A 14,873-nucleotide genomic window follows, 5' to 3' on the forward strand; every position below is an offset into this window, starting at 1 on the left:
GAAGAACAGTCGGTTCCGGCGTCGTAACTAAAATAGTCGAGTAATTTTAAGGACTGGGTTTCTTACCTAGTCCTTTTGGAAATGATCATAAATTTTATCCGGTGATTTTTGATCGATTGACATGGAAACTAAATTGTGATAAATTAATTAAGTAATGCATAATTTTGAAAATATAAGTTTTTAATTATTATATATTGAGTGATATACCAGGAGGTGTGAAGATAATGAGAGTGAGAGTAACACTGGCATGTACAGAATGCAAGCAGAGGAATTACAATACAACTAAAAATAAAAAAAATAACCCAGATAGATTAGAAATGAAAAAATATTGCCCATTTTGTCGTAAACATACAATTCACAAAGAAACTAGGTAAAGTAGAGAGTCGTTATATTAAATATTTGAGGATGTGAATAAAATGGCGGCGCATGATGACGCAAAAAAAGTTAGAAAACAAGTCACACCTAAAGGCGGTTTCTTTAATTTTTTTAGAGGGTTAGTAGCTGAGTTTAAACGAATAACATGGCCTTCTAAAGAACATTTAAAAAAGGCTACGATATCAGTTATTGTATTTTGTATTATTTATGTGATAATTATTGCTATAATAGATTTTGGATTTAATTCTTTAGCTAAAGGTATTTTGAAAAAATTATTTTGAAATAAGAATGAAAAAGGAGGCAGGGATAAGTTATCATCCCTAGGATTATGGCAGATAAAGCTAAATGGTATGTAGTTCATACATATTCTGGTTATGAGAATAAAGTTAAAGCTAATCTTGAAAAAACTGTAGAAAATAGAGATCTATATGATTGGATAGATGATGTTCAGGTTCCTATGGAAGAACAGGTTGAAACAAAAGATGATGGAAAAAAGAAAATAACGTTAAAAAAGGTATTTCCAGGGTATGTTTTAATACATATGGTAATGACTGATGATTCTTGGTATATAGTTAGAAATACTAGGGGAGTCACAGGTTTTGTTGGCCCTGGTTCTAAGCCTGTTCCACTTACCGATGAGGAAGTAAAGGGAATGGGGATCAATGAAAAACCTGTAAATGTAGATATAGCAATAGGTGAGAATGTAAAGGTAAAATCTGGGCCTCTTGAAAACTTTTTAGCTGTTATCCAAGAAATAAATCCCGAAAAGAAAAAGGTTAAAGCTCTAGTTAATATGTTTGGGAGGGAAACTCCTGTTGAACTCGAGTTTAACCAAATAGAAAAAATAGAATAATTATATTAAATAAAGTATAAGGATAAAAGTTTTAATAGGTTAAATGAAAAAGATATTTTCATGTAATCCTAGTAGAGGAGGTGTATAATTATGGCTAAAAAGGTAGTAGGATTGATAAAACTTCAGCTTCCTGCAGGTAAAGCAACACCAGCTCCACCAGTTGGACCAGCGCTTGGACAGCATGGTGTAAATATTATGGGCTTTTGTAAGGAATTTAATGCTAAAACTGCAAAACAAGCAGGATTTATAATTCCAGTGGTAATTACTGTGTATCAGGATAGATCTTTTAGTTTTATATTAAAAACTCCACCAGCAGCAGTGCTGCTTAAGAAAGCTGCGGGAATAGAAAGTGGTTCTGGAGAACCTAATAAAACTAAGGTTGCTAAAGTAACTAAAGAGCAGCTTAAAAAGATTGCTGAAACAAAAATGCCAGATTTGAATGCTAGCTCTGTTGAAACTGCTATGAAAATGATAGCAGGTACTGCAAGAAGTATGGGAATAACCGTAGAAGAATAAGCAGCTTAAATAGGTGGGAGGTAATATTGCCGTAAATACCACAAAGGAGGATTTTAAATGGGAAAAAAATATAAGGAAAGTGTTAAACTTATCGACAGAAATACATTATATACACCGGCAGAGGCCATAGATCTTGTTTTAAAGACATCTAAAGCGAAATTTGATGAAACTGTAGAATTGGCTTTAAGGCTTGGAGTAGATCCAAGACATGCTGATCAGCAGGTAAGAGGAGCAGTAGTTCTACCTCATGGAACTGGCAAAAAAGTTAGAATATTGGTATTTGCTAAAGGCGATAAAGTTGAAGAAGCTAAAAATGCAGGGGCGGACTATGTTGGAGCAGATGAATATGTTCATAAGATACAGGATGAAAACTGGTTTGATTTTGATGTAGTTGTAGCTACACCTGATATGATGGGAGTTGTAGGCAGACTGGGCAGAATACTTGGACCTAAAGGATTGATGCCAAACCCAAAGTCCGGTACAGTTACTTTTGATGTCGCAAAATCAATAGAGGAGATCAAAGCAGGTAAAGTTGAATATAGAGTTGATAAAACTTCTATAATCCACGTTCCAATAGGAAAGAGTTCTTTTGGATCGCAAAAATTGTTGGAAAATTTCCGTATACTGATGGAAGCTGTAATAAAGGCAAAACCGGTGGCAGCTAAAGGTCAATATTTGAAATCTGTAGTATTGTCAAGTACAATGGGACCAGGAATAAAGGTAAATTCGGCAAAAGTTCTTGACTGAAATTGACTTAGGTGATTAATTTGCATATAGTAATTCAATAAGTAAATACTCCGTAGACGATAGGTGCGAAAGCACAACGGGAAATTATACCCAACCTATTCAGGATTCCAATAGAGATTAATTGGTCTCTCTTCGTCTAAGGGGAGGCTTTTATTTATGCGTTTGTTTTGAGTTGAACTGTGAGGAGGTGGATGTACGTTGGGAAAGAACAGAAAATTAAAGGAAGCTAAAGTTAAAGAAATTGAAGAAAAGATGAAAAAGGCTAATAGTATAGTATTTGCCAGATATCAGGGATTAACTGTGGAAGAGGATACGAAGCTTAGAAAAAATTTAAGGGAAGCAGGTATAGAATACAAGGTTTATAAAAATACGTTATCTAAATTAGCTGCGAAAAAATTGGGATTTGATGAGGTGGAAGATGCTTTTTCAGGACCAATATCAACAGCATTTGGATATGATGATCCGGCTGCGCCAGCAAGAATTTTAAATGATTTTTCTAAAGATCACAAAGTGCTCGAGCTTAAAGGCGGAGTTATAGACGGAAAAGTGTTTGATAAGGATAAAATTCAAAAACTTGCTTCAATACCACCGAGAGATGTACTTATTGCGAAATTACTTGGAAGCTTAAAGGCTCCATTATCAAAGTTTGTTTATTTGCTAAATGCAGTTGAAGAAAAACGAAAATCAGAAGAAAAACAGGAATCACAAGAAAGCTAATTTAAAAATTTTGGAGGTGTTTATTAATGAGTAAGGAAGAAATCATTCAAGCTATAAAAGATATGAGTGTTTTAGAATTAAATGATTTAGTAAAAGCATGTGAAGATGAATTTGGAGTAAGTGCAGCAGCTCCAGTGGCTGCAGCAGGTGCAGGCGCAGGCGGCGCTGCTGCAGAGGAGAAGACTGAATTTGATGTAATACTTAAAACAGTGGGACAGCAAAAGATAAAAGTTATAAAGGCAGTTAGAGAAGTGACAGGGTTAGGATTAAAGGATGCAAAAGGTGTAGTTGATAGTGCTCCTAAGGCGATAAAAGAAGGAGTAAGCAAAGAAGATGCTGAAGCTTTGAAGTCTAAATTTGAAGAAATTGGAGCTGAAATAGAGCTGAAGTAAAGATTGAAAATATTTATATAAAGAGGTGCTTTGATCAAAGTACCTCTTTATTATTTCACAAATTTTTTAGAAAATATAAAAATTTATTGTTGACAAATTATATGTGTTATGATAACATGGTAAATTGCATTGATTAGTTGCAAAATTAATGTAAAATATATTGTATATAGAATAATTTGAATTAATTACAAAAAAAAGGTTATAATAATTTGATGGCAATAATAAGTCCATAAACATGCATATGTAGTTAAATGGATGTTTTGGTTATTTTTAGTTTATACAAGGGGTGAAAATCAATGGTACATCCTGTCCAGGTTGGTAAAAGAACAAGAATGAGCTTTTCCAGACTTAAAGAAGTAGGACATATGCCTAATTTAATTGAAGTGCAATTAAATTCCTACAATTGGTTTTTGAAAGAAGGATTACAAGAGGTATTTGATGATATTAATCCTATTCAAGATTATACTGCAAATCTTAATTTGGAATTTGTAGGATATAAATTAGATATGGACAATATCAAATATTCTGTGGAAGAGTGCAAAGAAAGAGATGCAACTTATGCAGCACCTTTAAAAGTAAAAGTAAGGTTACTTAACAAGGAAACTGGTGAAGTTAAAGAACAGGAAGTTTTTATGGGAGACTTTCCTTTGATGACGGAACAGGGAACTTTCATAATTAACGGAGCGGAAAGAGTTATAGTCAGTCAACTTGTAAGATCTCCAGGCGTATACTATGATGTATCTGTTGATAAAACGGGTAAGAAACTTTTTTCTTCAACGGTAATACCTAATAGAGGAGCATGGCTGGAATATGAAACTGACTCTAATAACATAATATATGTAAGAATAGATAAAACTAGAAAATTACCCATTACTATTCTTGTGAGAGCTATGGGTTACAGTACAGATACAGAAATTGCTAATTTCTTCGGGGAGGATGAAAGATTAAAAGCTACAATCGAAAAGGATAATACTAAGACTCATGAAGAGGCATTACTTGAAATATATAAGAGGCTGCGACCAGGAGAACCACCTACGGTTGATAGTGCTCAGTCACTTATTGATTCTTTGTTTTTTGATCCGAAAAGATATGATCTTTCCAGAGTAGGAAGATATAAATTTAACAAAAAATTATCATTGCATTTAAGAATAACTAATCGAATAGCGGCACAAGATGTAGTAAACCCTCAGACAGGGGAGATACTTGTGCAAAATGGTGAAAGAATAAGTAGGGAAAAAGCTGTAGAGATCGAAGAATGTGGAGTAAACATAGTAGATATCCAAGTGGAAGATACAATAGTGAGGGTAATAGGAAATTATTTTGTAAATATACGAAATTTTGTTGATTTTAATTTAGATGATTTAAATATAAGGGAAAAAGTACATTATCCCACTTTGAAAAAAATTTTGGATAATTACAGTGATGAAAATGAGATAAAGGAGCAGATATCAAAACATATACATGACTTAATTCCTAAACATATAATTAAAGATGATATTTTTGCTACGGTAAGTTATGAATTAGGATTGGCTTATGGTATCGGAAATGTTGATGATATAGATCATTTGGGCAATAGAAGGCTTAGATCTGTAGGGGAATTACTTCAAAATCAATTTAGAATAGGCCTTTCAAGGATGGAAAGAGTAGTTAAAGAGAGAATGACCATACAGGATCAGGAAGTTATAACACCTCAGGCGCTGATAAATATAAGACCGGTATCTGCGGCAATTAAGGAGTTCTTTGGCAGCTCTCAACTTTCTCAGTTTATGGATCAGACTAATCCACTTTCTGAGCTTACTCATAAGAGAAGATTATCGGCATTGGGACCAGGAGGATTATCTAGAGAAAGAGCTGGCTTTGAGGTGAGAGATGTTCACCATTCTCATTATGGCAGGATGTGTCCGATAGAAACGCCAGAAGGTCCCAATATAGGGCTTATTAATTCTCTTGCAACCTATGCAAAGGTTAATGAATATGGTTTTATAGAAACTCCATATAGGAAAGTAGACAAAAAAAATAAAAGAGTTATTAATAAAATTGTATATATGACAGCAGATGAAGAAGATCAATATTTGATAGGACGGGCGAATGAACCCCTTGAAGAAGACGGTACTTTTGTAGATGACAGAGTTACAGTTAGAGATAAAGAAGATGTTATCGTAGTGCCGGCAGAAGATGTTGATTATATAGATGTATCCCCAAGACAGCTGGTTTCAGTTGCAACTGCTATGATACCATTTCTCGAAAACGATGATGCAAGTCGTGCACTTATGGGATCCAATATGCAAAGGCAGGCAGTACCGCTTTTAAAGCCTGAAGCACCTATTGTTGGAACAGGCATTGAATATAAGGCGGCTGTGGATTCAGGAGTGCTTCCCAAAGCTAAGAATCCAGGTGTGGTTTCATATGTGTGTGCTAATGAAGTAAGAGTAAAGAGAGATTCCGATGGAGGGACTGATGTTTATAGACTCCTTAAATTTCAGCGTTCCAATCAGGGTACATGTATAAATCAAAGACCTATAGTTAAAAAGGGAGAGAGAGTTCAGAAGGAAACAATTTTAGCAGATGGACCTTCTACTGATTTGGGAGAAATAGCTCTCGGCAAAAATATAAGAATGGGATTTACTACTTGGGAAGGGTATAATTATGAAGATGCAATGCTTATATCCGAAGAGCTTGTTAAGAAGGACGTATTTACTTCAATTCATATAGAAGAATATGAATCTGAAGCTAGAGATACAAAACTTGGTCCTGAGGAAATTACCCGAGATATACCGAATGTAGGAGAAGATGCGTTAAAGGATATAGATGAGAGAGGAATTATAAGAATAGGTGCTGAAGTGAGGGCTGGAGACATATTAGTGGGGAAAGTGACTCCTAAAGGTGAAACTGAACTGACGGCGGAAGAGAGATTGTTAAGGGCTATATTTGGAGAAAAAGCGAGAGAAGTTAGAGATACTTCCCTTAGAGTGCCTCATGGAGAGTCAGGTATAGTCGTGGATGTAAAAGTGTTTACCAGAGAAAACGGAGATGAGCTTTCACCGGGAGTTAATAAACTTGTTAGATGTTATATAGCTCAGAAGCGTAAGATATCTGTTGGAGATAAAATGTCAGGCAGACATGGCAATAAAGGTGTTATATCCAAAGTGCTGCCGGAAGAAGATATGCCTTTTCTCCCAGATGGAAGACCTTTGCAGATATGCTTAAGTCCTCTGGGAGTACCTTCACGTATGAATATAGGGCAAGTTCTTGAAGTACATTTAGGTTTGGCTGCCAGTGAATTGGGATGGCATATAGCAACTCCGGTTTTCGACGGGGCAAGGGAAGAAGACATAGTGTCCTGCCTAGAAAAAGCAGGTTATAGAAAAGATGGGAAAACCATATTGTATGACGGCAGGACAGGAGAGCCTTTTAACCGACCTATAACTGTAGGATATATGTATATTTTAAAATTAGCTCATTTGGTTGATGATAAAATTCACGCTAGATCTACCGGCCCATATTCACTTGTAACTCAACAGCCTCTTGGTGGTAAAGCACAGTTCGGAGGACAGAGATTTGGAGAAATGGAAGTGTGGGCTCTGGAGGCATATGGTGCAGCACATACCCTTCAGGAAATACTTACAGTTAAATCTGATGATGTGGTTGGAAGAGTAAAAACTTATGAAGCTATTGTGAAAGGTGAAAATATACCAGAACCTGGAGTGCCGGAATCTTTTAAAGTGCTTATAAAAGAATTGCAGGCTCTATGTCTGGATGTAAAAGTATTAAATGAAAATAACGAAGAGGTTGAACTTAAAGAGTCGATAGATGATGAAATGGAAAACTTGGATGTAAATATAGAAGGAAAAGAAGATTCTCCTGGATCATCTCAAAATAACAATAACAGGAAAAATCAAGAAGATCATAATAGTAATAACAATGATAAAAATAAAAATAAAAATGATGATAATGATAATAAAGATGATGATAAAAATGATGAAAATGTCAGTGATGACGACGAAAATCTAGATTTGAATTTGGATGGCCTGGGAATAGATAATTTTAATGATGAACATTAATGAAGGGAGGATGTACCCTTGTTTGAATTAAATAATTTTGATGCATTAAAAATAGGTTTGGCTTCACCGGAAAAAATAAGAGAATGGTCAAGAGGTGAGGTAAAAAAGCCTGAAACAATAAATTACAGAACCTTGAAACCTGAGAGGGATGGCTTGTTTTGTGAAAGAATCTTTGGACCGACAAAAGACTGGGAATGTCACTGCGGCAAGTACAAGAGAATTAGATACAAAGGTATAGTTTGTGATAGGTGCGGTGTGGAAGTAACTAAAGCAAAAGTTAGACGTGAACGAATGGGGCACATAGAACTTGCAGCTCCAGTATCACATATATGGTATTTCAAAGGGATACCATCCCGTATGGGACTTATGTTGGATATGTCACCGAGATCTCTGGAGAAAGTGCTGTACTTTGCATCATATGTGGTTTTGGATCCTAAAAAGACCCAGCTTCTTAAAAAACAGCTTTTAACTGAAAAGGAATATAGAGAGGCTGTGGATAAGTATGGGGAACAAAATTTTGTTGCAGGTATGGGAGCGGAATCAATTAAGAAACTTTTGGAAGAGATAGATCTTGATCAATTGTCCGCAGAGTTAAAACAGAACCTAAAAAAAAGCACAGGTCAAAAAAAAGTAAGAATAATAAGAAGACTTGAAGTTGTTGAATCCTTTAGAAAATCAGGTAATAAACCTGACTGGATGATCATAGATGTTATACCTGTGATACCGCCCGATTTAAGGCCCATGGTACAGCTGGATGGAGGAAGATTCGCCACATCTGATTTAAATGATCTTTACAGAAGGGTTATAAATAGAAATAACAGACTTAAAAAATTATTGGACTTAGGGGCACCTGATATAATAGTGAGAAATGAAAAAAGGATGCTTCAGGAGGCAGTAGATGCCCTTATAGATAATGGAAGAAGAGGCAGACCCGTAACAGGACCGGGAAACAGGCCTTTAAAATCATTATCTGATATGCTAAAAGGTAAGCAGGGGAGATTTAGACAGAACTTACTTGGAAAGCGTGTGGATTATTCAGGGCGTTCTGTAATAGTAGTTGGTCCTGAACTGAAGATGTACCAGTGTGGACTGCCTAAAGAAATGGCTCTTGAGTTGTTTAAACCATTTGTTATGAAAAAATTGGTTGCAAGCGGCCTTGCTCATAACATTAAAAGTGCTAAAAGGATGGTGGAAAGAGTTCAAACTCAAGTATGGGATGTGCTGGAGGAAGTTATATCGGATCATCCGGTACTTTTAAATCGTGCACCAACGCTTCATAGACTTGGAATTCAGGCTTTTCAACCTGTACTTGTGGAAGGTAGGGCTATAAAACTTCATCCACTTGCTTGTACAGCGTATAATGCTGATTTTGATGGTGACCAGATGGCAGTTCATGTCCCTCTTTCAGTTGAAGCCCAGTCTGAAGCTAGATTTTTAATGTTGGCTGCTCATAATATATTAAAACCATCTGACGGAAAACCAGTGGTAGTTCCAACACAGGATATGGTACTCGGATCTTATTATTTAACTTCGTTAAAAAATGGAGCTAAGGGAGAAGGCAGAATGTTCTGCTCACCTGAAGAAGCCGTAATGGCGTATGAATTGAAGCAGGTAGATGTTAATGCAAAAGTTAAGGTGAAAATGGAAAAGGTTAAAGACGGAAAGTGTGTTAGCGGAATAATAGATACCACTCCGGGGAAAATAATATTTAATGAATCCATACCTCAGGACTTGGGATTTGTGGATAGAAGCATACCTGAAAATGAATTCAAACTGGAAATTGATTTTCTTGTTGTTAAGAAAAAATTAGGTGAAATAGTAAATAGGTGTTATATGAAGCATGGAGCCACTCAAACTTCTATAATGCTTGATAAGATAAAAGCCAGAGGATATCATTATTCTACAATAAGTGGGATTACTGTTTCTACTTCAGATATGGTAGTTCCTGAAGCCAAGGAAAAACTTTTAAATGAATCGGATAAGGCTGTTGACAAAATAGAGAAAATGTATAGAAGAGGGTTCATATCTGAAGAAGAGAGATATCAGAGAGTAATAGCAAAATGGACCAAAACTACGGAAGATGTTGCTGATGCACTTATGGGTAATTTGGATAAGTTCAACCCAATATTTATGATGGCCGATTCAGGGGCAAGAGGTTCTAAAAGCCAAATAAAACAACTTGCCGGCATGAGGGGTCTCATGGCAAATCCTTCAGGAAAGATAATAGAGCTTCCAATAAGATCTTCTTTTAGAGAGGGCTTGGATGTACTTGAATATTTCATATCTACTCATGGTGCTAGAAAAGGTAATGCAGATACTGCGTTGAAAACTGCAGATTCAGGGTATCTTACCAGAAGGCTTGTAGATGTAAGTCAGGATGTCATAGTAAGGGAAGAAGACTGTGGCACCCATGAAGGATATGATATAACAGAAATAAAAGAGGGAAACGAAGTTATAGAAAGCTTGTCAGAAAGACTTACTGGAAGATATTCTGCAGAGGATATTAAAGATCCTAAGACAGGAGAAGTGTTGGTACCTAAAGATACCTACATAGATTTTGAAATGGCTCATAAAATAGAGGATTTGGGTGTAAAGAAAGTAAAAATCAGATCTGTATTTACCTGCAGATCCCGTCATGGTGTATGTGCAAAATGCTATGGTATGAATATGGCTACTGCAAAGAAAATTGATATCGGAGAGTCAGTAGGTATAATAGCGGCCCAGAGTATAGGGGAACCTGGAACACAGCTTACAATGAGAACCTTTCATACTGGTGGAGTTGCAGGCTCCGATATAACCCAAGGTCTTCCAAGGGTTGAAGAGTTGTTTGAAGCAAGAAAGCCAAAAGGACTTGCAATAGTAAGTGAAGTTTCAGGAACGGTAAAGATGGAAGAAACTAAGAAAAAGAGAAGTGTAACTGTAGTTGCAACTTCAGGGGAAGAAGTAAGCTATGATATACCCTTTGGATCAAGACTTAAAGTATCGGACGGCGATGAGATAAGTGCCGGAGATGAAATAACGGAAGGTTCTGTAAATCCGCATGATATATTGAGAATAAAGGGAGTCCAAAGCGTTAAGAATTATCTCTTGTCTGAAGTCCAAAAAGTTTATAGACTGCAGGGTGTTGATATAAATGATAAGCACCTTGAAGTGGTGATAAGGCAGATGACGAGGAAGGTTAAAATAGAGGATTCAGGAGATACGGAATTGCTTCCTGGAACTTTAATCGACAGATTTGATTTTGAAGATGAAAATAATAGGATTATGGCAAAGGGTGGAAAACCTGCCCAGGGTAGAGTGGCCCTTTTAGGTATAACAAAATCAGCTTTGGCAACAGAATCATTTCTTTCGGCAGCATCATTTCAGGAAACTACAAGGGTACTTACTGATGCAGCTATAAAGGGCAAAACGGATCCTCTTTTAGGATTAAAAGAAAATGTAATTATAGGTAAACTTATACCTGCAGGAACTGGAATGAACAGATATAGATCTATAAAAGTCAATACTAAAAATAAAGCCGTAGATAAAAAATTAGAAGATCAGGAAGCGGGATAATTTATTGACATAGTAATGTTAAAATGATAAAATACATCTGTGTGTTTTTAGGGAGGCAAGGCTTTTTGTGTGTCTTGTCCCTGAATTATTATTTTAGGAGGGAATGGAAATAATGATTTGCAGGCTTCCAGGAAATAAAGTTGTTGGTATGAAGCAGACAGTTAAGGCTATAAAAAATAAAAAGGCTAGAACTGTGTATATAGCTAAAGATGCTGACGATAAACTGATACAGTCAGTAAAAGTATTAATTGATGATAATTCCCAAGAAATAGTCTATGTTGATACCATGAAGAAACTAGGAAAACTATGCGGTATAGATGTAGGAGCTGCTATGGCAGCTGTATTAAAAGATTGATCTGTTTAATATAAAGGAGCTTTCAAGAATAATTGATATAGATTTTAGCTTTATTGACAATTTATTTTTAAAGGAGGTGTAAATATGCCAACAATAAGTCAATTAGTAAGAAAGGGCAGGAAGACAATAGACACAAAATCCACAGCACCAGCATTGAAAAAATGTCCTCAGAAAAGAGGGGTTTGCACGGTGGTGAAAACTACCACACCTAAAAAGCCAAATTCTGCACTTAGAAAAGTTGCAAGGGTTAGATTGGTAAATGGGTATGAAGTAAGTGCATATATACCTGGTATAGGACACAACTTGCAGGAACACAGTGTTGTTCTTATAAGGGGAGGAAGAGTTAAGGATCTCCCAGGTGTTAGATATCATATAGTAAGAGGGACACTGGATTCAGCAGGTGTTGCTGATAGGCTACAGGGAAGATCAAAATATGGTGCAAAAAAACCAAAACAGAAATAAATTTGATTTAATTAAGTTGGTGGACTAGTGCAATGTCTTCAGCGTTTATATATATTATGAAATTTTGCAGAAGTACAAAGCACTTTGCGGCTATTGCTATTTTATAGTCGAGTACCGATGAACTTAAATTTTAATTGTTAAGGAGGGAAGAAAAGTGGCAAGAAAAGGACATATAGGTAAGAGAGATGTATTACCCGATCCAGTATATAACAGTAAAGTTGTTACAAAACTAATAAACAATATAATGGAAAACGGCAAAAAAGGAGTAGCTCAAAAAATATGTTATGGTGCCTTTGATATAATTGCAAAAAAGACCAATAAGGAGCCTATGGAAGTTTTTGAAGCGGCTATGAATAATATAATGCCCCTTTTAGAGGTGAAAGCTAGAAGAATTGGTGGTGCAACATATCAGGTTCCAATCGAAGTTAGACCTGAGAGAAGGCAAACTTTGGGAATAAGGTGGCTGCTTACGGCATCACGAAAACGAGGAGAAAAATATATGAGAGAAAGACTTGCTTCGGAATTAATGGATGCTTCAAATAATACAGGTGCAGCTGTTAAGAAGAGGGAAGATACTCATAAGATGGCTGAAGCGAATAAGGCTTTTGCACATTATAGGTATTAATATGAAAACTGTTTTGGTATTTTTACTGAAGCAGTTTTATCGAATTTTAAATTTACACTTACGAGGAGGAAAATTAAGTGGGAAGAGAATATCCGCTGGAAAAATTCCGTAACATAGGAATAATGGCACACATAGATGCTGGAAAAACTACTACTACGGAGCGTATACTTTTCTATACAGGAAGAACTCATAAATTGGGAGAAGTACATGACGGCGAAGCAACTATGGATTGGATGGCAGAAGAACAAGAGAGAGGAATAACAATAACCTCCGCAGCCACTTTCTGTAAATGGAAAGGATATGCAATAAATATAATAGATACACCAGGGCACGTAGATTTTACTGTAGAAGTTGAAAGATCACTTAGAGTTCTTGATGGTGCAGTTACTGTTTTAGACGCTAAAAGCGGAGTTGAACCACAAACGGAAACTGTCTGGAGACAGGCAGATAATTATGGAGTACCAAAAATAGTATATGTAAATAAAATGGATTCAATTGGTGCAGACTTTTATATGTGTATAGATACTTTGAAGAAGAGACTCCATTGTAATGCAGTACCTGTTCAAATTCCAATAGGTGCGGAAGATAAATTCAAAGGGATGGTAGATCTTATAAAAAATGAAGCTATCATTTATGAAGATGATTTGGGAACAGTGATGGATGAAGTTGCAATACCAGATAATTTAAAAGACAAGGCGGAAAAATATAGGACTCAATTGATTGAAGCTGTTGCTGAACTTGATGAAGACTTGATGGTGAAATATTTAGATGGTGGAGAAATTACTCAGGAAGAATTGGTGGTTGCAATTAGAAAAGGCACTATTGCAAATGAATTTGTTCCGGTATTATGTGGATCTTCATATAAAAATAAAGGTGTGCAGCCAATGATAGATGCAGTGGTTGATTTTCTACCATCACCGCTTGATGTACCACCTGTAAAGGGAAATGATCCTGAAAGTGGCAAGGAAGTTGAAAGAAAATCCGATGATAATGAGCCGCTGTCTGCCCTGGCATTTAAAATTGCCACGGATCCATTTGTGGGAAGATTGGCATTTACTAGGATTTATTCAGGAATTATGAAGAGTGGTACTTACGTGTATAACTCCACGAAAGACAAAAGAGAAAGAATTGCAAGACTTGTAAAAATGCATTCCAATCATAGACAGGAAATTGATGAACTCCGTGCAGGAGATATTGGAGCTATAGTGGGATTGAAGTTTACTTCAACAGGTAATACTCTCTGTGATGAGGATAGTCCTATTGTACTTGAAAGTATGGAATTCCCTGATCCGGTTATTGATGTGGCGATAGAACCTAAGACAAAAGCTGGTCAGGAGAAAATGAGTATAGCTCTTGCAAAACTTGCAGAGGAAGATCCGACATTTAAAACTTATACGGATCAAGAAACAGGACAGACAATTATAGCAGGTATGGGAGAATTACATCTGGAAATAATTGTGGATAGATTGCAGAGAGAATTCAAAGTAGATTGTAATGTAGGCAAACCGCAGGTGGCTTATAAGGAAACTATAAAGAAAACAGTTAAGGCAGAAGGTAAATTTATCAGACAGTCAGGCGGCCACGGCCAATATGGTCACTGCTTGATAGAAATGTCACCTTCTGAAGATGGTTATTCTTTTGAAAATGCCATTGTAGGGGGAGCTATTCCCAAAGAATATATTGCCCCTATTGACAATGGAATTCAAGGAGCTGCAGAAAGCGGTGTGGTAGCAGGATATCCTGTTATAAATTTTAAAGTTAAACTGTATGATGGTTCATATCATGAGGTGGACTCTTCGGAAATGGCCTTTAAGATTGCTGCATCTATGGCTTTTAAAAATGCCATGTCCAAAGCGAATCCAGTTTTACTTGAACCAGTTATGAGAGTTGAAATTACAGTTCCGGAAGAATATATGGGGGACGTAATGGGCGATATAAATTCCAGAAGAGGAAGAATTGAGGGAATGACACCCAGATCAGGAGCAGAAATTATAAAGTCCTTTGTTCCTCTTTCTGAAATGTTTGGATATGCTACTTCACTTAGATCGAGGACACAGGGTAGAGGAGTTTATACTATGACCTTCGATCATTATGAAGAAGTACCAAAGAGTATTCAAGAAAAAATCACAGGTGAAAGAAATAGCTAATTTTAATTAATATGTTATTTGTTAGGAGGAAGAGTAATGTCAAAAGAGAAGTATGAAAGGACGAAACC

13 protein-coding genes are annotated in these 14,873 nt (G+C 36.2%); all 13 read left to right on the top strand.

All coding sequences use genetic code 11. From position 1 onward, the window contains the following. The first annotated feature begins 224 nt into the window (after nucleotides 1–224). Complete coding sequence (gene rpmG / locus AB8S09_RS15140; protein ID WP_294183162.1) at nucleotides 225–374, top strand: 50S ribosomal protein L33; 150 nt, start codon at nucleotides 225–227, stop codon at nucleotides 372–374. 42 nt (nucleotides 375–416) lie between these two features. Beyond that, a complete protein-coding gene (gene secE / locus AB8S09_RS15145; protein ID WP_294183160.1) occupies nucleotides 417–656 on the top strand; it encodes a preprotein translocase subunit SecE in 240 nt (79 codons plus the stop codon). Between the two features lie 47 nt (nucleotides 657–703). Then, the gene (nusG, locus tag AB8S09_RS15150) at nucleotides 704–1,228 is read left to right on the top strand and encodes a transcription termination/antitermination protein NusG (RefSeq protein ID WP_369869468.1); all 525 of its coding nucleotides are present in this window, start codon (nucleotides 704–706) and stop codon (nucleotides 1,226–1,228) included. 90 nt (nucleotides 1,229–1,318) lie between these two features. Next, nucleotides 1,319–1,744 carry a 50S ribosomal protein L11 gene (rplK, locus tag AB8S09_RS15155; protein WP_294183157.1) on the top strand — a complete coding sequence of 142 codons (426 nt, stop codon included), beginning with the start codon at nucleotides 1,319–1,321 and terminating at the stop codon, nucleotides 1,742–1,744. 57 nt (nucleotides 1,745–1,801) lie between these two features. Next, complete coding sequence (gene rplA / locus AB8S09_RS15160; protein WP_369869469.1) at nucleotides 1,802–2,491, top strand: 50S ribosomal protein L1; 690 nt, start codon at nucleotides 1,802–1,804, stop codon at nucleotides 2,489–2,491. A 198-nt stretch (nucleotides 2,492–2,689) separates the two neighbouring features. Further along, entirely contained in the window at nucleotides 2,690–3,208 is a 519-nt protein-coding gene (gene rplJ / locus AB8S09_RS15165) for a 50S ribosomal protein L10 (protein WP_294183154.1), read from the top strand. Between the two features lie 26 nt (nucleotides 3,209–3,234). Continuing rightward, nucleotides 3,235–3,600 carry a 50S ribosomal protein L7/L12 gene (rplL, locus tag AB8S09_RS15170; protein WP_294183153.1) on the top strand — a complete coding sequence of 122 codons (366 nt, stop codon included), beginning with the start codon at nucleotides 3,235–3,237 and terminating at the stop codon, nucleotides 3,598–3,600. 296 nt (nucleotides 3,601–3,896) lie between these two features. Beyond that, nucleotides 3,897–7,661 carry a DNA-directed RNA polymerase subunit beta gene (rpoB, locus tag AB8S09_RS15175; protein WP_294183152.1) on the top strand — a complete coding sequence of 1,255 codons (3,765 nt, stop codon included), beginning with the start codon at nucleotides 3,897–3,899 and terminating at the stop codon, nucleotides 7,659–7,661. Between the two features lie 18 nt (nucleotides 7,662–7,679). Beyond that, complete coding sequence (gene rpoC / locus AB8S09_RS15180; protein WP_369869471.1) at nucleotides 7,680–11,216, top strand: DNA-directed RNA polymerase subunit beta'; 3,537 nt, start codon at nucleotides 7,680–7,682, stop codon at nucleotides 11,214–11,216. A 112-nt stretch (nucleotides 11,217–11,328) separates the two neighbouring features. After that, nucleotides 11,329–11,571, top strand: coding sequence for a ribosomal L7Ae/L30e/S12e/Gadd45 family protein (locus tag AB8S09_RS15185; protein ID WP_294183246.1), 243 nt, complete (start codon nucleotides 11,329–11,331; stop codon nucleotides 11,569–11,571). 84 nt (nucleotides 11,572–11,655) lie between these two features. After that, nucleotides 11,656–12,033, top strand: coding sequence for a 30S ribosomal protein S12 (rpsL, locus tag AB8S09_RS15190; protein WP_294183148.1), 378 nt, complete (start codon nucleotides 11,656–11,658; stop codon nucleotides 12,031–12,033). 154 nt (nucleotides 12,034–12,187) lie between these two features. Beyond that, on the top strand, nucleotides 12,188–12,658 hold the full coding sequence (gene rpsG, locus AB8S09_RS15195; RefSeq protein ID WP_294183146.1) for a 30S ribosomal protein S7: 471 nt from the start codon (nucleotides 12,188–12,190) through the stop codon (nucleotides 12,656–12,658). A 77-nt stretch (nucleotides 12,659–12,735) separates the two neighbouring features. After that, nucleotides 12,736–14,805, top strand: coding sequence for an elongation factor G (fusA, locus tag AB8S09_RS15200; RefSeq protein ID WP_294183145.1), 2,070 nt, complete (start codon nucleotides 12,736–12,738; stop codon nucleotides 14,803–14,805). The last annotated feature ends 68 nt before the right edge of the window (nucleotides 14,806–14,873 follow it).

This window comes from Clostridium lapidicellarium, assembly GCF_041224415.1.
GTDB classification, from domain to species: Bacteria; Bacillota; Clostridia; order Clostridiales; family Clostridiaceae; genus Clostridium_B; species Clostridium_B lapidicellarium.